This is a genomic window from Fusobacteria bacterium ZRK30 (genome assembly GCA_024628785.1).
Lineage (GTDB): Bacteria > Fusobacteriota > Fusobacteriia > Fusobacteriales > Fusobacteriaceae > Psychrilyobacter.
The window spans coordinates 705,743-726,940 of record CP102404.1 but is presented as its reverse complement, the minus strand read 5'-3'; the positions used below and the strand labels follow the sequence as shown (position 1 = coordinate 726,940).

General features: G+C 33.3%; 18 protein-coding genes and 6 tRNA genes. 2 read left to right on the top strand and 22 right to left on the bottom strand.

What is annotated here, in order from left to right; translation table 11 throughout:
• Nucleotides 1-24: 24 nt before the first annotated feature.
• From NRK67_03685 to NRK67_03670, 4 genes are all read right to left on the bottom strand, one after another.
• Entirely contained in the window at nucleotides 25-576 is a 552-nt protein-coding gene (locus NRK67_03685; GenBank protein ID UUV17015.1) for a sugar O-acetyltransferase, read from the bottom strand.
• A gap of 197 nt (nucleotides 577-773) precedes the next feature.
• The gene (locus NRK67_03680; GenBank protein ID UUV17014.1) at nucleotides 774-2,003 is read right to left on the bottom strand and encodes a mechanosensitive ion channel family protein; all 1,230 of its coding nucleotides are present in this window, start codon (nucleotides 2,001-2,003) and stop codon (nucleotides 774-776) included.
• Between the two features lie 35 nt (nucleotides 2,004-2,038).
• The gene (locus tag NRK67_03675) at nucleotides 2,039-3,001 is read right to left on the bottom strand and encodes an NADH:flavin oxidoreductase (protein UUV17760.1); all 963 of its coding nucleotides are present in this window, start codon (nucleotides 2,999-3,001) and stop codon (nucleotides 2,039-2,041) included.
• Nucleotides 3,002-3,026: 25 nt separating this feature from the next.
• The gene (locus NRK67_03670; protein ID UUV17013.1) at nucleotides 3,027-3,776 is read right to left on the bottom strand and encodes an HAD-IB family hydrolase; all 750 of its coding nucleotides are present in this window, start codon (nucleotides 3,774-3,776) and stop codon (nucleotides 3,027-3,029) included.
• Between the two features lie 231 nt (nucleotides 3,777-4,007).
• On the opposite strand from NRK67_03670, the gene NRK67_03665 reads away from it, so the two are divergent.
• Nucleotides 4,008-4,640, top strand: coding sequence for a hemolysin III family protein (locus NRK67_03665; GenBank protein UUV17012.1), 633 nt, complete (start codon nucleotides 4,008-4,010; stop codon nucleotides 4,638-4,640).
• Between the two features lie 57 nt (nucleotides 4,641-4,697).
• Here NRK67_03665 and NRK67_03660 read toward each other — a convergent pair whose 3' ends face one another.
• The 9 genes from NRK67_03660 to NRK67_03620 form a co-directional block, all read right to left on the bottom strand.
• Complete coding sequence (locus NRK67_03660; GenBank protein ID UUV17011.1) at nucleotides 4,698-6,080, bottom strand: HAMP domain-containing histidine kinase; 1,383 nt, start codon at nucleotides 6,078-6,080, stop codon at nucleotides 4,698-4,700.
• 35 nt (nucleotides 6,081-6,115) lie between these two features.
• Nucleotides 6,116-6,784: a response regulator transcription factor gene (locus tag NRK67_03655; protein UUV17010.1), complete on the bottom strand. Its 669-nt coding sequence runs from the start codon at nucleotides 6,782-6,784 to the stop codon at nucleotides 6,116-6,118.
• Between the two features lie 43 nt (nucleotides 6,785-6,827).
• Nucleotides 6,828-8,117 carry a M18 family aminopeptidase gene (locus NRK67_03650; protein ID UUV17009.1) on the bottom strand — a complete coding sequence of 430 codons (1,290 nt, stop codon included), beginning with the start codon at nucleotides 8,115-8,117 and terminating at the stop codon, nucleotides 6,828-6,830.
• A gap of 85 nt (nucleotides 8,118-8,202) precedes the next feature.
• On the bottom strand, nucleotides 8,203-9,327 hold the full coding sequence (gene dinB / locus NRK67_03645) for a DNA polymerase IV (protein UUV17008.1): 1,125 nt from the start codon (nucleotides 9,325-9,327) through the stop codon (nucleotides 8,203-8,205).
• A 113-nt stretch (nucleotides 9,328-9,440) separates the two neighbouring features.
• Nucleotides 9,441-9,938, bottom strand: coding sequence for an anaerobic ribonucleoside-triphosphate reductase activating protein (gene nrdG / locus NRK67_03640; protein UUV17007.1), 498 nt, complete (start codon nucleotides 9,936-9,938; stop codon nucleotides 9,441-9,443).
• 294 nt (nucleotides 9,939-10,232) lie between these two features.
• Nucleotides 10,233-12,578 (bottom strand): anaerobic ribonucleoside triphosphate reductase, encoded by a 2,346-nt coding sequence (locus NRK67_03635; GenBank protein ID UUV17006.1) that lies wholly within the window; start codon nucleotides 12,576-12,578, stop codon nucleotides 10,233-10,235.
• 201 nt (nucleotides 12,579-12,779) lie between these two features.
• Nucleotides 12,780-13,463 (bottom strand): MetQ/NlpA family ABC transporter substrate-binding protein, encoded by a 684-nt coding sequence (locus tag NRK67_03630; GenBank protein UUV17759.1) that lies wholly within the window; start codon nucleotides 13,461-13,463, stop codon nucleotides 12,780-12,782.
• Nucleotides 13,464-13,515: 52 nt separating this feature from the next.
• Nucleotides 13,516-14,127, bottom strand: a complete 612-nt coding sequence (locus NRK67_03625) for a TetR/AcrR family transcriptional regulator (GenBank protein ID UUV17005.1) — start codon at nucleotides 14,125-14,127, stop codon at nucleotides 13,516-13,518.
• Complete coding sequence (locus NRK67_03620) at nucleotides 14,096-15,361, bottom strand: rod shape-determining protein RodA (GenBank protein UUV17004.1); 1,266 nt, start codon at nucleotides 15,359-15,361, stop codon at nucleotides 14,096-14,098. The genes NRK67_03625 and NRK67_03620 overlap by 32 nt, the downstream gene beginning before the upstream one ends.
• 128 nt (nucleotides 15,362-15,489) lie before the next feature.
• Here NRK67_03620 and NRK67_03615 point away from each other — a divergent pair, with 128 nt between their 5' ends.
• Nucleotides 15,490-16,041, top strand: coding sequence for a GNAT family N-acetyltransferase (locus NRK67_03615; protein ID UUV17003.1), 552 nt, complete (start codon nucleotides 15,490-15,492; stop codon nucleotides 16,039-16,041).
• A 49-nt stretch (nucleotides 16,042-16,090) separates the two neighbouring features.
• On the opposite strand, the gene NRK67_03610 is transcribed toward NRK67_03615, so the two are convergent.
• From NRK67_03610 to NRK67_03570, 9 genes are all read right to left on the bottom strand, one after another.
• Nucleotides 16,091-16,167: transfer RNA gene (locus NRK67_03610), tRNA-Met, on the bottom strand.
• Nucleotides 16,168-16,188: 21 nt separating this feature from the next.
• Nucleotides 16,189-16,264 (bottom strand) — tRNA-Gly (locus NRK67_03605).
• A 26-nt stretch (nucleotides 16,265-16,290) separates the two neighbouring features.
• Nucleotides 16,291-16,367 (bottom strand) — tRNA-Met (locus tag NRK67_03600).
• A 21-nt stretch (nucleotides 16,368-16,388) separates the two neighbouring features.
• Nucleotides 16,389-16,464: transfer RNA gene (locus tag NRK67_03595), tRNA-Gly, on the bottom strand.
• A 26-nt stretch (nucleotides 16,465-16,490) separates the two neighbouring features.
• A tRNA-Met gene (locus NRK67_03590) sits at nucleotides 16,491-16,567 on the bottom strand.
• 21 nt (nucleotides 16,568-16,588) lie between these two features.
• Nucleotides 16,589-16,664 (bottom strand) — tRNA-Gly (locus tag NRK67_03585).
• A gap of 111 nt (nucleotides 16,665-16,775) precedes the next feature.
• Complete coding sequence (locus NRK67_03580) at nucleotides 16,776-18,119, bottom strand: sodium:alanine symporter family protein (GenBank protein ID UUV17002.1); 1,344 nt, start codon at nucleotides 18,117-18,119, stop codon at nucleotides 16,776-16,778.
• Nucleotides 18,120-18,493: 374 nt separating this feature from the next.
• Nucleotides 18,494-19,558: an ABC transporter ATP-binding protein gene (locus NRK67_03575; GenBank protein UUV17001.1), complete on the bottom strand. Its 1,065-nt coding sequence runs from the start codon at nucleotides 19,556-19,558 to the stop codon at nucleotides 18,494-18,496.
• Nucleotides 19,559-19,570: 12 nt separating this feature from the next.
• Complete coding sequence (locus NRK67_03570; GenBank protein UUV17000.1) at nucleotides 19,571-21,109, bottom strand: iron ABC transporter permease; 1,539 nt, start codon at nucleotides 21,107-21,109, stop codon at nucleotides 19,571-19,573.
• Nucleotides 21,110-21,198 lie beyond the last annotated feature (89 nt).

Below are 21,198 nucleotides of genomic sequence, written 5' to 3'. Positions count from 1 at the left end.
AATCTGGAAATTCATCAATAAACTTTATAATTTTTTTATAATCTTACAAGGATTTCCCCCGGCAAAGACATTTCCCGGAATATCTTTGGTTACAACACTTCCTGCTCCTATAGTGGTATTATTCCCAATGGTTACCCCTGGTAGAATTACAGCTCCTCCACCAATCCATACATTGTTACCTATTGCGATAGGTTTAGAAGATTCCAGTCCTTTTATCCTCTCCTCAGCATCTAAGGGATGAGTTGCTGTATACACTTGGACATTTGGTCCAAACATCACATTGTCACCGATGATTACTCTGTTCACATCCAATATAGTGCATGAAAAATTGGCATAAAAATTTTCTCCAACCTCTATATTATATCCATAGTCACAATAAAATGGTGGTTCTATTTTTATATCTCCCTTGGCAACAACCAATCTTTTCAGAATTTCTTTTCTTTCCTCCTCCTCTATGGGTTTGGTAGAATTATACTCAGAAATTAACATCCTTGCCATGAGCCTGTCATCCATAAGGTTTTGATCTCCGGAAAAATATAATTCCCCGTCCAACATCTTTTCTTTTTCACTCTTCATACATCTTCTCCTTTATTACTTAAGTTAGTTTAATTTATATATAATTATAAAACAATTTTTTTCACTTCCAGTATACTACAGTTTTTACTTAAAGAAATTATTTTTTCTAAAAAAAAGGCACTTGATGTTCCATCTAGTTAAGTATAATCGAAATTTTTATAATTTCTCAGATTAAGAAAAAAAGAGGCCTCAGCCTCTTATTTTCTTAACAACCTCAGATCATTCCCAGTAGGATTTTGAAATACTGCCAGATCAAATTCATGGATTGTTGGTATTAGATGTTCAAAGAGATCCGATTGAATCCCTTCATATTCCTGCCACACAATTGTTTTGGCAAAGCAGTATATCTCAAGGGGGATCCCTTGAAATGTAGGTTCCTGCTGTCTGACTAACAGGGTCAAATTTTGATTGATATAGGGACTATTTTTTAGATATAGTTCAACATAAGCCCTGAATATTCCAATATTTGTAAGCCTTCTACCGTTAATAGGAGAAAACATAACATTTTTACCTCTATTGGAATTCCCTATCTCCTTTTCCTTTCTTTCAATATATTCCTTTAAAAGATCAATTTTTTTATACTCTTTAACTTCCTCTGAAGATAAAAACTTTACACTGTTACTGTCTAAAAATATCGATCTTTTTATCCTCCTGCTTCCTGTAGACTGCATCCCCTTCCAGTTTCGAAATGAATTGCTCACAAGGGCGTAACTAGGAATAGTTGTAATAGTCTTATCAAAATTTTGGACCTTTACATTGGTTAAATTGATCTCTATTACATCTCCGTCAGCCAGCTGGTTTGGCATCTCAATCCAGTCTCCTATCCCGACCATATTATTAGCCGCCAGTTGAATACTGGCAACAAATCCCAGGATAGCATCTTTGAATATCAGCATAATTACAGCTGTCATTGCACCTATCCCGCTTAAAATTTTAAGAGGGGATTTATCCATAACTATCCCCACAGATATTGTTGCAGCTACAATCACTAAAAATAAGCTCATAACCTGGAGATAACTCTTGATAGGTCGCCTTTTAGAGATACTGTATGTACTATAGATATCACTAAATACCGACAAAATCCCATTTGCAATAAGGGTAAATATTATTACCATTCCTATATCTAGAGTTTTTTCAAAGAAAGTTTTAAAGAAATTTAGTTTCTTTATCATAATCTGAAAAACAATTAACGGCACTAAAGCATTTAAATATTTGAAAACATTGTTCTCTATTAAAAAGTCATCCCACTTAGTCTCACTTTTTTCAATCAATTTAATCAAATGGTTTTTTATTATATAATTTGTAATATAGTGCATAATAATAGCTATTATTAAAGTCAGCACCATTATTATTCCTACAACAAAAATCCTTTGATAATATCCGCTTACATTTAAATATTCAATAAGTGCATTATAAAATTCATCCATATTATTTCTCCTATTTTTTTACTGTTAAACTGAATTTATAAGAGTTTCCCGCCTGTGTTTTTCCTAAACCTATATTTTTTCTTAGCCCAAGAGATCCAGTGAGGTCTAGATATCATGGCTCTTCCAATGGCAACTAGATCCACTAGATTATTTTCAATCAGATAGCTGGCTTCTACCTCTTTTTTTATAGCTCTTACAGCTATTACAGGTATTTTAACGTGTTTTTTTATCTCTACTCCCAGATATACTACCCAGTCCAGAGGAAATTCTGACGGCATATCTATCTTTCTGTCCTGTTTAAAACTAGGATCAGGGACACCGCTGGATACATGGATCAGATCCACCCCTGCTGCTTCAACCTCTTTTGCAATATAGATTCCCTCTTCTAAGGTAGGCTCATTCCCACCTATTCTGATCCCTAGAATAAAGTTGTCATCAAAGATATCCTTTGTTCTCCTTATCAGTTCACGTGTAAAATACAGCCTGTCACCATATTTATCTTTTCTTTTATTCCAAAGTTTAGAATGTAGCTGGGATATAAGATAGGTATGTGCTCCATGGATCTCTATTCCGTCAAATCCACATTTTTTTGCCCTATGAAAAGCTGCAATAAACTCCTCTAAGATCTCATCTAATTTTTTCTCAGGTACAGTAGCTATCTCCTCCTTAAAACCAGCATGGTGGAGCTGGATAAGGGTAGGAGTTTTGTGTTTTCGGCAGATATCTGCTATCTTAGTCAATCCTTCTATAAAGGTATCGTCCCATATTCCAATTTGATTATCCCTTAATTTACCATCTTGGGCAACACAGCAGGCTTCCAGGATGATCATTCCGACTCCTCCCAAAGCAATATTCTCATACCATTTCACCAATTCATCGGTGATATGTCCATCCTTACCAATGAGGCTGAACCTTACCATAGGCGGTAAAACTACTCTGTTTTTCAGAGTTATTCCCTTTATATTAAATTCTGTAAACAGATCTACTTTTTCTTTCATCTTCACATCTTTCTCCTAATTTTTTTTATTCCTCTTCCCATTCCTCAATAAATGAGCACTCATATATATCTACATCTGAATTAAGTTTATAGATAACATCCTTTCTTTCTACTATGATTTGAATTTTTTCCTTTAAACTTTCGTTCTTCTGAATATTCTTTAAAAGACCCTTAGCCGGGTTGATTGTAATAGGGTGTCCTACCGACTTCATCATAGTCAGGTCACCATTGGTATCTCCATAAGCATAAGATTCATCTAAATGTATATCATATTTTTCTACAAATTCATCGATAGCTCTTTGTTTGCTGACAGAATCCCACATAGGTGTAGTTTCACCGGTAAACCTTTCCCCGTCATAGTGATAGATAGTACCGCAGTGATCGTCTGCACCGTATTTCTTTGCCATCTTGGATACTAAAAATTCCGGACTTCCAGAGATAAATATAACTTTATGTCCTTGGGCTTTATGCCATTTTATTCTGTCTCTGGTATATTTATACACTCTTCCTGCTTTTACATCCATTACCTGGTTGGCTACAAACTCATTTTGCTCCACTGTTATATTTTGGATAGCTTCTACATAGCTGTCTACCAGCCCTAATAAATATGCATCGTAGCCTCCTTCCCTCATGTCCCATTGGGTATACAGATCTTTGACCTTATTTTCCCACTGTCTAGGATCTATTAATTCATACTTTATCAACCTTTTAAAATGCTCTGTTAAAAGAGAATCTCTGTATATAGTTCCATCAATATCAAAAAATGCTGCTTTCATAAATCTCCTCCTTTTATTGCTCTAATATACTTAGCATTATAACATAATTTTATTCATATCTTATTTTTTCTTTTAATCCAGCCTATTCTTAAAATCACTTATTAAAGGATGAATTTAAAGTGATCTCCTTTACATTAAAATTAAATTAATAATACAAGAATTAAACTCCTATATGTGTTACAATATAGATATAAAAAACAAGTGTTATTTTGAAGTGTTAAAGGAGGAAAAATGAAAGTTATTAATCCATATTCAAAATTAGAAGAATATATGAGTTCCATAACTCATCTGTTAGGAGCCGGGATGGCAATCAGCGGACTGGCTTTTTTAATTATCCATGCTGTAAAAGAGGGAGGAGTAAAGCAGATTATAGGCTTTAGTATCTTCGGCCTTTCAGCCATATTTTTATATCTTATGTCGGGAATATATCATATCCTTCCCATGGGAAAATATAGAAAAATTTTCAAAATATTAGATCATTCAGCTATCTATGTCCTTATATCCGGATCATATACTCCATTTTTATTGATATTAGGAGGAATTACAGGCTGGGTAATCTTGGTTATCCAATGGACTTTAACCAGTTTAGGAGTTTTATTTAAAGTTAAATTTGCAGGTAAGTTTCAATTACTGTCCACTCTGATCTATCTATTTATGGGATGGATGATAGTTTTTGTTTTCGGAAACCTAAGGAGCAGTTTAAATTCTGTATCACTTATATTACTCATAGTCGGAGGGGTTTCCTATTCTGTAGGAGCAATCTTCTACTCTATGAAAAAAGTTAAATATACCCATGTTATATGGCATTTCTTTGTCATTGCAGGGACCACCCTTCACTACTTGTCTATCTATCACTCAATATAACTATAAAAAAAGAGGTTCCCTGTAAGATACAGGAAACCTCTTTTTTTATAGTTAATCTCATATTTTATTTAAATTTCGGCAAATATGCCGTATCGGCAGATATACCGTAAATGAACTTCCTACTCCTTCGGTACTTTCAATTTCTAAAGTTCCTTTATGCACTTTTACTAAATGTGATACAATGGATAGGCCCAGTCCTGAACCAGATTTTTTAGTAGTTCTAACCTTATCTTCCCTAAAAAATCTTTCTGTTATCTTCTTTAAATTATTCTCTTTAATTCCAATTCCTGTATCTGAAATTCGAATTGCAATTTTATCCTGAGTCGTAAAGGAGGTAACTTTTATCTCTCCTCCATCCTTATTATATTTAATAGCATTAGAGATTATATTTAAAAATATATCCCGTAGGAGTGATTCATCCCCTAAAACTTTCCTCTCGTGGTCTTTTAAGGCACACTTTAGTGTTATTTTTTTTTCTAAAGTGAGACCCTCCATAAATTCACATAATTCCATAGTCACCTTTTCAACATTTACAGGTCTGAAATGCTCCTCCAATGCTTCTGGATTTTTAGTAAAGATCAATAATTTCTGAATAATACTATTTAACCAGTTGACTTCATCCAGTACTTTTCCTAAATCCTCCTGGTATTCTTCTATAGTCCTCTCATTACTGAGCTCCACTTCTATCATACTCCTTATAGACATTATAGGTGTCTTCAATTCATGACTGACATTGTCTGTAAATTCACTTATCTGAATGAAACTATTTTCCACCCTGTCTAGCATAGAGTTCAGTGTAAATATCAAATTTGCTATACTTTTATTTGTAGATGTAGTCTCAATTCTCTCAGATAAATTTTTAACTTTAATGTCATTAGTCGACTTTGTTATCTCATCTATCCCCACCAAAAGGGTATCAACTATATTATTAGTATTATAATAGTTCCAAACTATAGCTAAAAGAATGATTATAGCAAAGGTTATGGTCAGCCACGAAAGATAGAGCTTTACATCTGAGATATCTCTTATAAGGGCATAGATATATGGTTTTTCTCCATTGGTAAAACGCCCTATCAGGAGCCTTTTATTTTCAACTGTGGCATATAAATTTTTCTTCAGATCTACATTTTTTATAAGCTTCGTCAAAGCCTTTGAATTACTGAAAAGAAATGAATCATCGCTTATTTCCACATATACAGGTTTTTTAGCTTCTGCATCTATTACTACCATATCTAAACGTACAGGGAGAAGATCCAGGTAATCTATCATGGTATTTGCTTCAAAGATTACCCCTTCCTCCTTTAGAAGGTATTGAAATACTGCAGCTTCAGTAGCTAGCTCTTTATCTACATAGTTCTTGAATAGACTTGAAGTTAAGAAGAAGACTCCTGTAAAAATAATACCCAAGGCAATAAAGTTTCGGACACTACTCTTAACCAAAGTTACAAATATTAAATTATTTTTTTTAAATTTAGTTAATCTTTTAATATATACCCCACTCCTCTAACAGTATGGATTAATTTTTTATCAAAAGCCTTATCAATTTTTTTTCTTAAATGATTTATATATACATCCACTACATTTGTATCAGAGATAAAGTTGATATTCCATACTTTTTCTGTGATCATCATACGAGTTAAAACAGTATTTTTATTTTCTATAAAATATTCCAACAGATTGAACTCCCTGGTTGTCAGCTCTATTACCTGATCATCTCTAGAAACAATTCTCTTTACTAAGTCCATCTTCAGGTTTTGGGCTGTTAAAATATTGTCATTCCCCTCACTATTTCTTCTGAATATAGCTCTTATTCTAGCTAACAGCTCAGAAAAAGCGAATGGTTTTACTAAATAATCGTCTGCTCCTGCATCTAGTCCCACAACTTTATCCTGAATTTGATCCTTTGCTGATATAAGAATTATATGAGTACTATCTTTTTGTTTTTTCAGATATTTAACTACTTCTATTCCACTCTTTTTAGGGATCATAATATCAAGTAATATTAAACTATAGTCATAATTTGTAGCATAGCTTATAGCATCCTCTCCATTATCTACAGTGTCTACATCGTACCCCGCTTCTAATAGTCCCTTGCTTATGTAATCCGATATCTGTTTTTCATCTTCTACTAATAATATTTTCATTCTTTCACTCCTCTGTATACCCTCAACAAACCAAATATTTATTTTAAAGGGAATAATAATTTTTAAGTAACTTTTTTAAATTCATAAGATCTTCTACACCACATAGTTCACGTACGGAATGCATTCCAATCATTGCTAATCCTAAATCTACAGCATTTATATCTAGATGTGTAGAAGAAATCGGTCCTATTGTAGACCCTCCTGGTGTATCTGATCTATTTACAAAATATTGATACGGAATCCCATTAGGTTCTAATATTTGTTTTACTACAGCCAGTGAATGTGCATCTGAAGTATAAGATTGATTGGCTGTAACTTTTAATGCCACACCATGATTCATCTTAGGTCTTATCATTGGGTCTGTCTTTTGATTCTGAGCCGGATGAACTGCATGGGCCCCGTCTACAGAAAGCATAAATGAATTTGATAATGCACAGAAGAATTCCTCCCTATCCAGTCCTAAAGATAAAGATATCCTGTCCAGAGTATTTAACAGCATATTTGAGTCTGCACCCTGCTTTGTACTGCTTCCTACCTCTTCGTTGTCAAAACAAGCTAATATATTTACCCCATTAAAGTCCTTAGCTTCAATAAAAGCATCTAAACCGACATAGAGTGCTCCTAAATTATCTATCTTGGCAGCAGAGATCATCTCCTCATTTAATCCTACAAGGCTTCCCTTTTCAAATTCATACAGATACAAGTCAAAATCCAAAATGTCAGCTATATCAATATTATTTTCCTCGGCAATTATTTTTAAAAGGAAGTTTTCTTTTTCTAACTGCTTATTTACCAATGTTAAGATAGGCAGAGTATCATTTTGTTTGTTCAATTCAACTCCTTTATTCACCTCTCTATTTTGGTGGATTGCAAGGTTAGGAATGATAAGACACGGCTTATCTATATTTACTAAGACTGTTTCAGGTTTGAATACATTCTCTGATTTCATAACTACCCTTCCTGCAATGCTTAGAGGTCTGTCTAACCATGTATTCAAAATAGGCCCGCCATATACCTCTGTATTCAATCTAAGGTATGAATCTCCTACCATCTCTGGATTAGGTTTTATTCTAAATCCTGGAGAATCTGTATGGTTCCCTGATATTTTAAATCCACATTCATTTAACTTTCCATTTCCAATAGAAAATGCAATCAATGAAGAATGATTTTTTTTGAAGAAATATTTCCCATTGACCTCTAGATTCCATTTTTCAGATTCTGAGATCTCTTTGTAACCATTGTCTATCAATATATCAGCAGTATTTTTTACTGCGTGAAATACAGATTTTGAAGAGTGGGAAAAGTTGATAAAGTCATTTGCAAGTTTTTTCATTTTATTCCTCCTAAAATTATATATATTTATACTTATTTTATCCTTAATATTATTTATACAATATTATTCATGAAATTAAAATATCTTAATTCTTAAAATTATTAATTTTATCTTTTAATTCTTGTATTTTTCTTTCCTTTTTTATCTCCCCAACGTCTTTGAAAGACAATTGATATTCCTTATTTTCACTCAAGTTCCCTAGATTTACCCCTAGTAATTTAATTTTATCCTCTAAATTAATCTCCTCAAATAGCTCAGATAATATTTTTTTTAAAATTTCTATATTTTGAGTGGACATATAGATACTTTTAGATCTGGTTATGATCTTCCTGTCAAAATACCTTACCTTTAAAGTTAGAGTTTTTGTATGATATTTCTGCTGTTTCAACCTTTTATGGGTTTTTACCAAGAGACTTAAAAATTCATTCCATATAAACTCCCTATCTTCTAAAGGAGCCGAATAAGTTCTCTCATTGCTGATAGAGTGTGTTTTAGATTCTATAGACACCTTCCTATTGTCAATTCCCCTGCAATATTCATATATCATCTCACCTCTGTTATATCCCAATATACTCCTGAGTTCCTGCAGTGACATCTTTAAAACATCAGATACTTGTGTAATATTTTTCCGACCTAAGATTTCCTGGGTTTTCTTCCCTACTCCTGGTATAAGTTTTATCCCCTTATCTGACATAAAATCAGCGAATTCATCTACATTTCTGATAAATGTAACTCCTCCGGGTTTTTTAGCATCACTGGCTAATTTTGCACTGAGTTTGTTATACCCTATTCCGATAGAACATGTCAATCCTGTATTTTTTAATATACCCCTTTGAAATTTTTCAGCGAATACTTCATAGGACGGATACTTTTTTATAATCTCTGTAATATCTACAAACCCTTCATCCAAAGCTATAAATTCTACCTTGTTGGTCAGTCTTAAAACCAAGTTTTTTATCTGTTTGGAAACTCTGCTGTACTTCTCTTTATCAACTTTCAGGTATACTCCATAGGGACATAGTCCCCTAGCCTTTGTAACACTCATTGCAGAATGTAACCCGTATTTCCTGGCTTCATAATTACAAGTAGTTATAACACTGGTTCCTACAATTACAGGTTTACCACGAAGATTGGGCTGATCCCTTATCTCTATAGATGCATAAAATGCGTCCATATCGTAGTGAAGGATAACTCTTTTACTTCTTTTCATACCCTTTCCTCCTGCTCAACGCTATAAAGTCATTGATAAATATAGAGATATTATAACATATGACTGGTTACAATGGAAATATACAAAAAAAACACCTGTAATAGGTGTTTTTTTTAAAATTCTAAGGTAATTATTTGATCATTCTCGAGACTTTCCTTTATGTCTATAATTCTCTGGTTACTGCTCCCTCTAAAATATAGATCCGGATCATAGTCAGCTTTTTGAAATTTACCATCCACCAATACATCTATATAGTCCAGACACTCCCTCATAGTAGGATCTTCTAATAGAGTTTCAAAGGTATATCCAGTATAAGACCATATATTTTTATGGGTCCTGACTTTTATCTCCTTTAGGAATTCTAAAAGTTCTTCCGGATTAAAAAATGGATCTCCTCCAGAGAGGGTTATCCCGTCTAACATATAGTTAGAATTTATCTCTTCTACTATTTCATCCATATATTCCTTGTCTAAGGCCCTTCCTATGTCACCCTTCCACGTTTCATGGTTATGACACCCTTCACAGTAGTGGGTGCAGCCAGAGAAGTATATGGAGTATCTAAATCCGAATCCGTCGGAAATTGTTTCTTTAAATATTTTTATTATTTTCATCGTTTCATCCCTTTTTTTCAAATAGTTTAACTCTTTCCTTGTTGTTGTTTTTAAATTGCTTTCACTTCTAGCTACATTTAAAATATATTATTTTAATACTCGTGAATCGAGAAACCCAGAAGGAAGAGTTAGTCTAAACTAAAGAGGGAATTATTAAAATTCCCTCTTTACAATAGTATTTATACTCTCATTCTCTGCTTTGGTTTCTACCTCGATATTTAGAAATCACTTTTTATCTATAAGTTATTTCTAATATTCATCGATCTGGAAGAGACCATAAGAAGGAAGAGGGTCTTAGTTATGTTTTACTCTGTCTTGCTCTTCAGCCTGTTTATATGAGTTCCAACCATCTAAATCTCCAGTTAAGTAACCTGTGATCCTTCTAGTTCTAGATATTTCCTTACTTCCACATACAGGACAAGTACACTCTATGATCCCCTTGTGTCCACATGATCTACATCTGTCTACAGGATGATTGATAGAACCGTATCCAATCCCCTCTTTTTGCATAGCACGAACTATCTTCATAAGAGCTAAAACATTTTTCTTAGCTTCTCCATCTAGTTCAATATATGTAATATGTCCACCACGAGTAAGTTCATGGAATGGAGCTTCCCTCTTTATTTTTTCCATAGAAGACATATTTTCTTTAACATCCACATGGAATGAATTGATATAGTAGTCTCTGTCATTTACCCCTTCAAGAGTTCCAAATTTCTCACGGTCTATCTTTGTAAATCTTCCAGATAACCCTTCAGCAGGAGTTGCTAATGCTGAGAAGTTTAAATTATGTTCCTTACTCTTTTCTGCCGCAATATCCTTCATATCCGATACAGCCTTATACAGTGTGTTATATGCCTTATCGTTCTTCCCATGACCTTCACCATAGAGAGCCATCATTGCATTGTGCCCACCGATAAATCCTATACCTAATGTTCCAGAAGCAAATGTATCTCTAACATCATCGTTAGGACCTAAGTTTTGCCCCCCATCCCAGATACCATTTTCCATCATGAATGGGAATTGTCTGGCTACTGCTGATCCTTGGAATTCAAATCTGTCTTTTAATTGAGATGCTACAAAGTAAGACATCTCCTTTACATTTTTATGGAATAACTCTACTGCTAGTGTTTCAACTTCTGATGAATCTGCTCCTAATCTTTCTACAGCTTCCTTTCTAGCTTTTATAGCTAGTCTAGGCATGTTGATAGATGTAAATGATACATTTCCACGACCAATAGAAGTCTTGTCTCCTCTGACATTTTCAAATACTCTCGTTCTACATCCCATTGTAGCTACTTCATATAAGTATCTGTCAGGATCATTTATATCCCACTTTTCATGGAAGTTAAATGGTGTATCTAAGAATACAAAGTTAGGGAACAATCTCTTTGAAGTAACTTCACATGCTCTGATGAAAAGATCAAAGTTAGGAGCTTCAAATTCTAACTCTCCCTTAGATGCTTTTGCCCAGTTATTTACAGCTAATTCAAAGTCTTTTTCAGAAAAAGATATTCCTGTTTTCACTTTGAATATTTGAATAGGGAATACAGGTGTCTCAGAGTCTCCTAACCCCTCTTCAGTAGCTTTGAATAACTCCTCTATAACCATTCTACCCTCAGGAGAGAAATCAGTACCATAGTTAATAGAACTAAATACTACCTGGTTTCCACCTCTAGAATGCATAGTATTTAAGTTATGGATAAATCCTTCCATAGCCTGATGCGTTTCATTCTTCGTATCTGCATAGGCAATTTTAATTAATTTCTCCACAGTTTTCATATCCATACCTAATTTTTCAGATAATATATTTTTAATATCCTCACTAACAGATATAGTAGTGATAGAGTTATTTATAATCTCTTTTAATTCCTTATTTTTATTCTCAATATAGTCTGCATCTAAAAATGTCAATGATCTATATCTAAGATGTCTTCTAAATGATTTCAATACTCCTGGAGCCATGAAGAAATCAAATGCCGGTATAGCCTGTCCTCCATGCTGCTCATTTTGGTTTGTCTGGAATATTATAGTTGCCAGTGTAGCATATGTTGAGATAGATTTAGGTTCACGGATCTTTCCATGTTTTGACTTAAATCCATTTGAAAATAATTTTTTCAAATCATATTGTACACAGGTAGAAGTTTTTGTAGGATAGTAATCTAAATCATGGATATGAATATCTCCAGCCATATGAGCACTTGAATATTCAGGATTTAATAGATACTTGTGTGTATAATCCTTTGTTGTTTCACTTGCAAATGTCATCATTTGCCCAGCAGGCGTATCCCCGGCCATATTTGCATTTTCATTGTTTATATTATTTTTTTCCACAGTAACTATACCGTCGAAAGATTTTTTTATAGTCGTTCTCTTGTGTCTCTCTATATTTCTCATATCTCTATATAAGATATAGTTTTTAGCCATATCCGGATATGTTTTCATCAATTCTTTTTCTACAATATCTTGTATCTCTTCTACTTTTAAATCTTTATTTAAATCTACGATTTTATTTACAACTTCCAATGCAAATTTTGTGCTGACATCTTCTTTAGAAGCAATAGCCGCCTTATTTATAGCACAAACTATCTTATTTGCATCAAAGTTAACTTTTTGTCCGTCTCTCTTAACTACTTTCATTAAACACCACTCCACTATATTTAGTTGATTACGATAAAAATATTACCACATATAGTAGAAACTGTCTAATTCATTTTTCAAGATAGAGGTATATAAAATTTATATATTTAGGTTTAAGATTGATAAATAAGGGATTGAAAAAGATAAAAAAACATAAAAAATTTCTTACTTGACATTGGATTTTTTTATTTTATAAAACTTTTAAAAAAATCTTACATTATTTCCATATTTTTCTAAAATAAATAATTTAGTTTCTTTGCTTTGAACCAGTTTAGAAAATCGAACAATTTTTTTATTTTCAAGCATTTCTTCCCTGGCAGCTATTATATTTATATATTTTTTATTGAAGTTTTCTAAAAACAATGAGTCTATTTCTGGAGTATACCCTACACTAAAAGCTGTCCCTCCGCTTAAGATCACATAGTCAGCAACTTCTAAAAACCTAGGTAGTATAGAAGCATCTACACCTACAATCTCTATTTTAAATGGATTTGAAAGGATCCCGTCTATTGTAATTTGTTTCCCATGATCCAGTTTTACAAGTCCCATCTTCTCTAAAAAAATCAACGATCTCTTTTTGTTGGATGGATCATTGGGAACAGCTATGATATCTCCTGCCACCATACTTTTGATAGTGTTGTGTTTATCGGAATAGACTCCCATAGGCTCTGTATAGGTCTCTCCTATAGATTCAATAGAACTATCGTTTAAGTCATTATATGAATTCAAATAATCTAAGGTCTGAAAGATATTGATATCAATTTTTTCATCTAAAAGATCCCTATTTAAATTTTTATTATTTTCATACCTGACCAGTTCTATATCCAGGGTTTTATCCTGTTTCATTATAAAATTCACTAATTCAGCATTGAAATCCGAACTCACCCCTATTTTTAGAGGAGTAGAAAATAAAGACAAACTGAAGAGAAAGAACAAACTAATTCTTTGTATGAAAGCTGACTTCTTTAAATTTATCACTTATACCACTCCTAAAAAAACAATCAAATTTAATCAAATAGTTCCTCAATAATTTTTCATTGTTACTGTATTTTTTACATATATCAATGATACTGGTAATAGCTGATTTCATTAAGATCATAATGAAATCTTCATCAACATTTCCATATTCAGCACTACTTTTCCTTTTATATTCCAAATATTTCCTTCCTCTGATCTCTACCAGTTCCTCTAAAAAATTCTCATATTTCGTCCCCGAAGAGGAGTCGAAGAGGATGGAAAATTCCATAGGCTTAGAAGTAGCCAGGTTTATATAGTTGTTTAAAAAAATTTTCGGTCTTTGGTCACACTCAGAAGACACTCTCTCTAATTTCTCGTGGATATGATTATATTTAAGACTTGAATAGAGTTCAAATACTATTTCATCAAAAAGTAGTTCTTTATTTTGATAATATCGATATATATTCCCGATAGGAACTTTAGATTTTTTGGATATGTCTTTCATAGTTGCTCCCCTATATCCATTTTCTTTAAAAACTTCCATAGCTCCCTGATAGATCTTATTCTGAACCTCTTTCTTCTTTATCTGCATCTTTTGTTCCCTCCTTCAAAGAGTGTTTGTTAATATTATAAAGTACGCCAATAGAAAATAGGGTCGTCCACAAAGACGTCCCCCCATAACTCATAAGAGGCAGGGGTATTCCTGTAACCGGCATAAGCCCTGTAACAACATATACATTCATTATTATCTGGCTGAACAAATAACCTGTAATTCCAATAGCTAAATATTTACCAAAATGATCTTTAGTTGATTTTGCAATGGTTATTCCAATCTGCAGGATAATTATATAGGTTAAAAACATTACAGAAACCCCTACAAATCCCCATTCCTCTCCTACTGAAGCCATAATAAAGTCTGTATGTATCTCTGGAAGGTAACTGTATTTTTGAGTTCCATTCCCCAGTCCCTTACCAATAAGTCCCCCGTTTCCTACAGCAATGAGAGATTGTTTAATTTGATACCCGTCACCATTGTCATAATCATCATAGACTACACCGTTTACATAGGCTCTTATCCTCCTGTTTCTATAGGACGTATCATCTCCTAGAAAGTATGCATAACTACCATAGGTAACTCCTATTACAACAATTACAGCAATAAATTTAAAGATATGTTTTAGCCCTATATCTGAAAAAAATATCATTATAAATGAGATCGCTATATAGTGAAGAGCAGTTCCCAGATCCCTTTGAAAAAAAACAGATAGAACAAAGAACATTACAAATGGAAATATAGTCAATATTACATCCATATCTTTATATTTCCTCTTCTTACAGGCGTTGAGCCCCTTGGCTATCAAGATAATATATGCAATTTTTAGCAGTTCCGATGGCTGAAGCCTGATAATTTTAAAATCTATCCAACGTCTACTTCCATTAATGATCGGAACTACAGAGTTTATCCCAAAAGCTGTTCCGATGGCGACAACCCCAAATAAGATAAACGTAAGTATGACTATCAGTTTAATCGCCTGCTTTTTTTCATACCACCTATAGTTGATCCCTAATCCCATAAATAAAGGGATTATCCCGGCTAAAAGAAATAAAAACTGCCTTTTCACAAAAAAATATTCTGTCTTGTAAAACCTCATAGAGGTATAAAAACTTGCACTGGCTATATTTAAAAGACTGAATATTGCCAACCCCAAGGTAGCTATTATCAATATCCATCCTCTAACCTTAATAAATGAATCTATGGACCTATCTCCTATTTTTTCCTCTATCTCGGAATCTTGTCCGTACAAACTTTGATTTTTTATCTTCATAAATTTCCTCCTAAAATGCACCCTCAATAATGTATTTTACATTATACCTTATAAAAAAGTAGAATAAAACAAAAAAAAAGTGCTATATTTAATTGTAAGCTAAAAAATAAAAAATTTGGAGGGTTTTTATGAAAGCAGATAATATTCGAAAAGCTAAAAAAGAGGATAAAGTTGTAGATCTCATTATGAGTGCAGCAGGGGAGATCTTTCTACCTATGGATCCGTCTTTTACAGGGAACAAAGCAAGGGAGGTGTGCCAGTTTTTATTTCAGAGTGAATATAATAAATTAAGTTTTGAAAATTGTTTTGTCTATGAAAAAAATAATACTATTATGGGAATGGTCATTGTCTACGATCAAAATTTAGAGACAAGTTTGGGAGAAAATCAGAGAGCTATACTTTTCAAAGAATATAATATAGATGTAGATTTTCCAATTGAGGGAATTAAGAACTCTTATTATATAGATAGTATCGCTGTAGGGGATAGATATCAAGGACAGGGAATAGGAAAGTCTCTCCTGCAGTTTGTCACCGACAAATTTAACCCTTGTGGACTTATTGTAGATGTAGAAAAAAAATCAGCAAGATCACTCTATGAAAAGGTGGGGTTTAAAATTCTAAATAATATCGATCTCTTTGGAAATCATTACTATCAGATGAAAACAACCGAAAAGATATAAAAAGTAAATAAAAAAACCAGCTGTTAACAGCTGGTTTTGAATTTTTAATTGGTGGCGGGAGCAAGATTTGAACTTACGACCTTCGGGTTATGAGCCCGACGAGCTACCAGGCTGCTCTATCCCGCGACATGGATTTTTTGTAGTCTTTGGAGCGGGAAACCAGGTTCGAACTGGCGACATTCAGCTTGGAAGGCTGACGCTCTACCAACTGAGCTATTCCCGCAACATATTATGATTATTTAATTTTTTTGGTGGCGGGAGCAAGATTTGAACTTACGACCTTCGGGTTATGAGCCCGACGAGCTACCAGGCTGCTCTATCCCGCGACATGGATTTTTTATAGTCTTTGGAGCGGGAAACCAGGTTCGAACTGGCGACATTCAGCTTGGAAGGCTGACGCTCTACCAACTGAGCTATTCCCGCAACATATTATGGTTATTTAATTTTTTTGGTGGCGGGAGCAAGATTTGAACTTACGACCTTCGGGTTATGAGCCCGACGAGCTACCAGGCTGCTCTATCCCGCGACATGGATTTTTTATAGTCTTTGGAGCGGGAAACCAGGTTCGAACTGGCGACATTCAGCTTGGAAGGCTGACGCTCTACCAACTGAGCTATTCCCGCACTTTCAAAGACAGAATCAGTATACATCAACTTCTAAACAATGTCAACTTTTTTTAAGATTTTCTTAAAAAAATAGAGTGGAGGTTAAAACCTTCACTCTATTTTTTTTAATTAGTCTTCATAGTCTTTTAATTTTTCTTTTACTAATTTAGACATGAGTAGAATTGCAACTAAGTTAGGGAAGATCATGAGTCCATTGAAGAAGTCTGCAAGTTCCCAAATAACTGGTACTTCTATGGCTGTCCCCACAACAATACAGATCAATACAATAATTGTATAAACATTTGTAGCCTTATCACTTCCAAATAAGAACCTGATATTTGCTTCTCCAAAGAAATACCATCCGACAATAGTTGAAAAAGCAAAGAAAAATAAGGAAACTGCAATAAATACTCCACCGACAGAACCAAGGGAAGCTATAAAGGCATGCTGAGTAAGAGCAATTCCTATCAATCCTCCCCCTCCTAAAGGGGTATTGGCGATGATTACAAGAGAAGTTAATGTAAGGATAACAAATGTATCAAAGAAAACCCCAAACATAGCTACTAAACCTTGATCACAAGGATGCTTAACTTTTGCAATAGCATGGGCATGGGGAGTAGATCCCATTCCTGCTTCATTGGAGAACAGTCCACGTGCAACACCATATCTTACAGCTTGTTTAACTGTAACCCCTAAAATACCACCAGCAGCAGCTTTAGGAGAGAAAGCACACACAAAGATTAATTTAAAAGCTTCAACAGTACCATCAAGGTTTTTAAATAAAATTATCAATGCTCCTATAATATAGAGAACAGACATAATAGGAATAACTTTCTCTGTAAATGAAGCAATGCTCTTTACCCCTCCCTTGAAGATAAGTCCGGCTAAAACAGCTACAATAACACCAATGATAATAGGATTCAAACCAAAAGATTCCTTAAATGCATTACCTATTGAGTTGGCCTGAACCATATTACCTACAAACCCAAGAGCCATAATAATACTGATTGAGAAGAAACTCGCCAAAATTTTAGCTAATTTTTTATTTTTAATACCTTCCTGTATATAGAAAGCAGGTCCTCCTCTCATCTTACCGTTTACTTCCTTTTTAAAAACTTGAGCTAATACAGCCTCTGCAAAGACAGTAGACATCCCGAAAAATGCAGTAATCCACATCCAAAAGATTGCTCCTGGCCCACCAGACACAATTGCTGTGGCTGCTCCGGCTAAGTTTCCAGTTCCTACCTGTGCTGCAATTGCAGTAGTTAAAGATTGGAACGAGTTCATTCCTTTATCTCCTGCTTCCTCACCTATACTAGCACCACCTATGGCTTTTTTTATACTATCAAAAAATCTTCTGACTTGGACAAACTTTAATATAAAGGTATAGTAAATCCCTGTACCTGCCAGCAGAAAAATCAATAGATAGCCCCAAAATAAATTGTTCATACTTTTTACAAGATCAAATAACATTTTTATTCCCCCTTTTAATATTGTTAAAAAATTAATTGAAACTTTAGAGTATTAAGAGCAAAAGATGAATAATTTTTTTAATAAAAAAGGTTTATCATCTAATTTTAAATTTCTAATTTTGATTTTAAATATCCAGTTAAAATATTTATTCACAATACCTTAAAAATAAAAAAAGTTAAGCGCCTTAACATGTTTCAATATAACTATACCTCAAAAAAATATAAAAACAAAGTATTTTTTAATTATAATTTAAGTTTATTTTTAGTTATAGTGTGTAGTAAGTAAAAAAATATATATAAAATTTTAGGACAGATCACAATAACTATGTCTTTAAACGAAAAAAAAGGAGATTATACAATCTCCTCTCTTACTTCTTATATTATATGTATCGATTCTTCATCGAAAACAAAGGTTAAATTTTCTCCGACTTTTCTAATCTCTTTCCCATGAGGATTATTTAAAGATACCTCAATCTTCTCATCTTCTACCATGATTTCATATTCATGATTTTCTCCCATAAATACACTTTTTACAACTTCTCCCTGATGCTTATCCGAGTTAAATTTAATAGATTCAGGTCTTACTACGACCTCTACAACATCCCCTTCAATGTATTCAACTTCATCAGTCACGATATATTCAGAACCTAATAATTTAATTTTTGTCTTCCCACCCTCTTTTGAAACTATTATTGCTTTTAAAATATTAGCTCTTCCTATAAACTTAGCAATAAATTCACTGTTTGGTTTTTGATATATTTCTATTGGAGATCCTACCTGCATAATCTCTCCATCCTTCATTATTACTACTTTATCAGAGAGTGACATAGCTTCTGCCTGATCATGTGTTACATAGATTGAAGTTATCCCGACATCCTGCTGAAGTTTTCTGATTTCATCTCTCATGTGCAGCCTTAATTTAGCATCTAAATTTGACAGAGGTTCATCAAACAACAATACTCCTGAATTCATAATCAATGCTCTTGCAAGGGATACCCTCTGCTGCTGTCCACCAGACATCTGTGAAGGTGTTCTCTCAGCAAAGTCTTCCATCTTCATTAACTTTAAAATTTTAGTCACTCTTTCATCTATTTCTTTTTTAGATTTTTTTTGTATTTTAAGTCCATATGCAATATTATCATATACATTCATGTGAGGAAATAGAGCATAGTTTTGAAATACCATAGCAGTGTCTCTCTTGTCCGGAGTAAGATTTGCCACATCTTTATCTCCTATAAATATACTCCCGGAAGTGGGAATTTCAAACCCTGCCAGCATTCTAAGCATAGTTGTTTTTCCGCACCCAGAAGGCCCTAATAGACAGATAAATTCTCCAGGTTCTACAGTTAAATTAATATTATTGACTGCCTTTACTTTATTTTTCCCCGATATAAATGTTTTTGTTAAATTCTTTATTTCTACTCTTTTAGATTCTTTCATTAAAATACTCCCCTAACTTGCTTTATTTTTTACACCTATTTTTGAGATGAAAATCTTCATAGTTATCATTACCGTCGATACTATTATAATCAATATTGTACAATAAGCCGATGCTATTCCTATCCTTCCAGTGTCTATATTATCCATTACTGTTGGTGTTAACAACTTCCACTTGGCTGATATCAAAAATATAATCGTACTAACCAAGGTCATACTTCTTGCAAATGAATAGATCAACCCACTGAAAAATGCTTCTTTTATCATTGGTATAGTTACGTTTGAAAAAACTTTACTACTTGAAGCTCCTAATATACTTGCTGCTTCTTCGATGGATGGGTCGATCTGCTGGAGGGAACTCATCCCGCTTCTAACTCCTACAGGTAAACTTCTGATGATAAAGGCTATAACAATAATAAGTGCCGTTCCTGTAAGGGGCGGAATCAATGTTATATTTGTAAAGGGTATCTTGTAGGTAATGTTATAACTGATTACATATCCCAGACCTATTATTGTCCCAGGGATAGCCAGAGCCATAATCGTTGTAAACTCTATAAATGTTTTTCCTATGAATTTTTTTCTTACAATTAGAAATGCAAGGATCATAGAAAAAATACTTGTTATTATAGTTGCTATTACTGCTAATACAGTAGTCTGTATTATAGGATCCATACCATAATCAAATATATACTTATAGTGATCCAGAGTAGGAGTGTAATTAATCCCCCATAATTTTACAAATGACCCTATAGGGATCAAGATATACATCAATATTACAAATAAAGTAAGAGTTATTAAAGTTATAAATACAGGTATTGTTACCGCTTTATCCTTTATTAAATCCCTGGCTCTGGAAACCTTTCCAGTTACGGTTATATAAGATTTCTTATTTATATAAAATCTTTGTACTACAAACATCGAGATAGACATAGAAAGTAATATCATTGCAAGGGCAGTTGCTATTCCTGGTATAACCAATGGAAATGTTACACTTGTAAATACTTTTAGTTTAGATGCTCCTAAATCCCTGGAGGCTTCCTCTACAGATGGATCGATTCCCTGTAATAAACCAACTAACATTAAATATGCTATTGGGAAAAAACTTAAAACCTGAACTAATACCAATCCATGAAATCCATAGATCTCGAAATCTTTAATCCCTAAAATCCCACGGGTAATAAGTCCCTGTCTTCCAAATAATAATATTGCTGATAATGCTACAACAAAGGGCGGTGATATAATAGGCAGCATTGCTATAAAGTCAAATATTTTTTTCCCCTTGATCTTCATATACGACGTACTATATGCAAAGAAAAATCCAATGATCAGGGACAATGTTGCAGTTATAAAACCTAATTTTAAAGTATTTAAAATTATCACTACATTTCCGCTTCTTCCAAAAGCATTTTTATAATTTTCAAAACTAAATGCATCTTTAAATGTAAAGCTTTCCTTCAGTACATTATAAAGAGGCACCAGTACAAAAAACGATACTATCATCAATGAAAATATTATTGTCAAAAATAGTGTGGGGTCATTAGTCAATTTTTTCATATGTTTTAATTCTTGATTTATTTTTAATTTTTTAATGAATTTTATTACAAAATTCCATGTCTACAAGATAAAGTGCTATCTCAAGGTTC

Bases quoted from the DNA above. Each gene is read 5' to 3' on its own strand.
- NRK67_03685 (UUV17015.1), bottom strand. From the start codon at position 576: ATGAAGAGTGAAAAAGAAAAGATGTTGGACGGGGAATTATATTTTTCC.
- NRK67_03680 (UUV17014.1), bottom strand. From the start codon at position 2,003: ATGGATGAATTTTATAATGCACTTATTGAATATTTAAATGTAAGCGGA.
- NRK67_03675 (UUV17760.1), bottom strand. From the start codon at position 3,001: ATGAAAGAAAAAGTAGATCTGTTTACAGAATTTAATATAAAGGGAATA.
- NRK67_03670 (UUV17013.1), bottom strand. From the start codon at position 3,776: ATGAAAGCAGCATTTTTTGATATTGATGGAACTATATACAGAGATTCT.
- NRK67_03665 (UUV17012.1), top strand. From the start codon at position 4,008: ATGAAAGTTATTAATCCATATTCAAAATTAGAAGAATATATGAGTTCC.
- NRK67_03655 (UUV17010.1), bottom strand. From the start codon at position 6,784: ATGAAAATATTATTAGTAGAAGATGAAAAACAGATATCGGATTACATA.
- NRK67_03650 (UUV17009.1), bottom strand. From the start codon at position 8,117: ATGAAAAAACTTGCAAATGACTTTATCAACTTTTCCCACTCTTCAAAA.
- dinB (UUV17008.1), bottom strand. From the start codon at position 9,327: ATGAAAAGAAGTAAAAGAGTTATCCTTCACTACGATATGGACGCATTT.
- nrdG (UUV17007.1), bottom strand. From the start codon at position 9,938: ATGAAAATAATAAAAATATTTAAAGAAACAATTTCCGACGGATTCGGA.
- NRK67_03635 (UUV17006.1), bottom strand. From the start codon at position 12,578: ATGAAAGTAGTTAAGAGAGACGGACAAAAAGTTAACTTTGATGCAAAT.
- NRK67_03625 (UUV17005.1), bottom strand. From the start codon at position 14,127: ATGCAGATAAAGAAGAAAGAGGTTCAGAATAAGATCTATCAGGGAGCT.
- NRK67_03620 (UUV17004.1), bottom strand. From the start codon at position 15,361: ATGAAGATAAAAAATCAAAGTTTGTACGGACAAGATTCCGAGATAGAG.
- NRK67_03615 (UUV17003.1), top strand. From the start codon at position 15,490: ATGAAAGCAGATAATATTCGAAAAGCTAAAAAAGAGGATAAAGTTGTA.
- NRK67_03580 (UUV17002.1), bottom strand. From the start codon at position 18,119: ATGTTATTTGATCTTGTAAAAAGTATGAACAATTTATTTTGGGGCTAT.
- NRK67_03575 (UUV17001.1), bottom strand. From the start codon at position 19,558: ATGAAAGAATCTAAAAGAGTAGAAATAAAGAATTTAACAAAAACATTT.
- NRK67_03570 (UUV17000.1), bottom strand. From the start codon at position 21,109: ATGAAAAAATTGACTAATGACCCCACACTATTTTTGACAATAATATTT.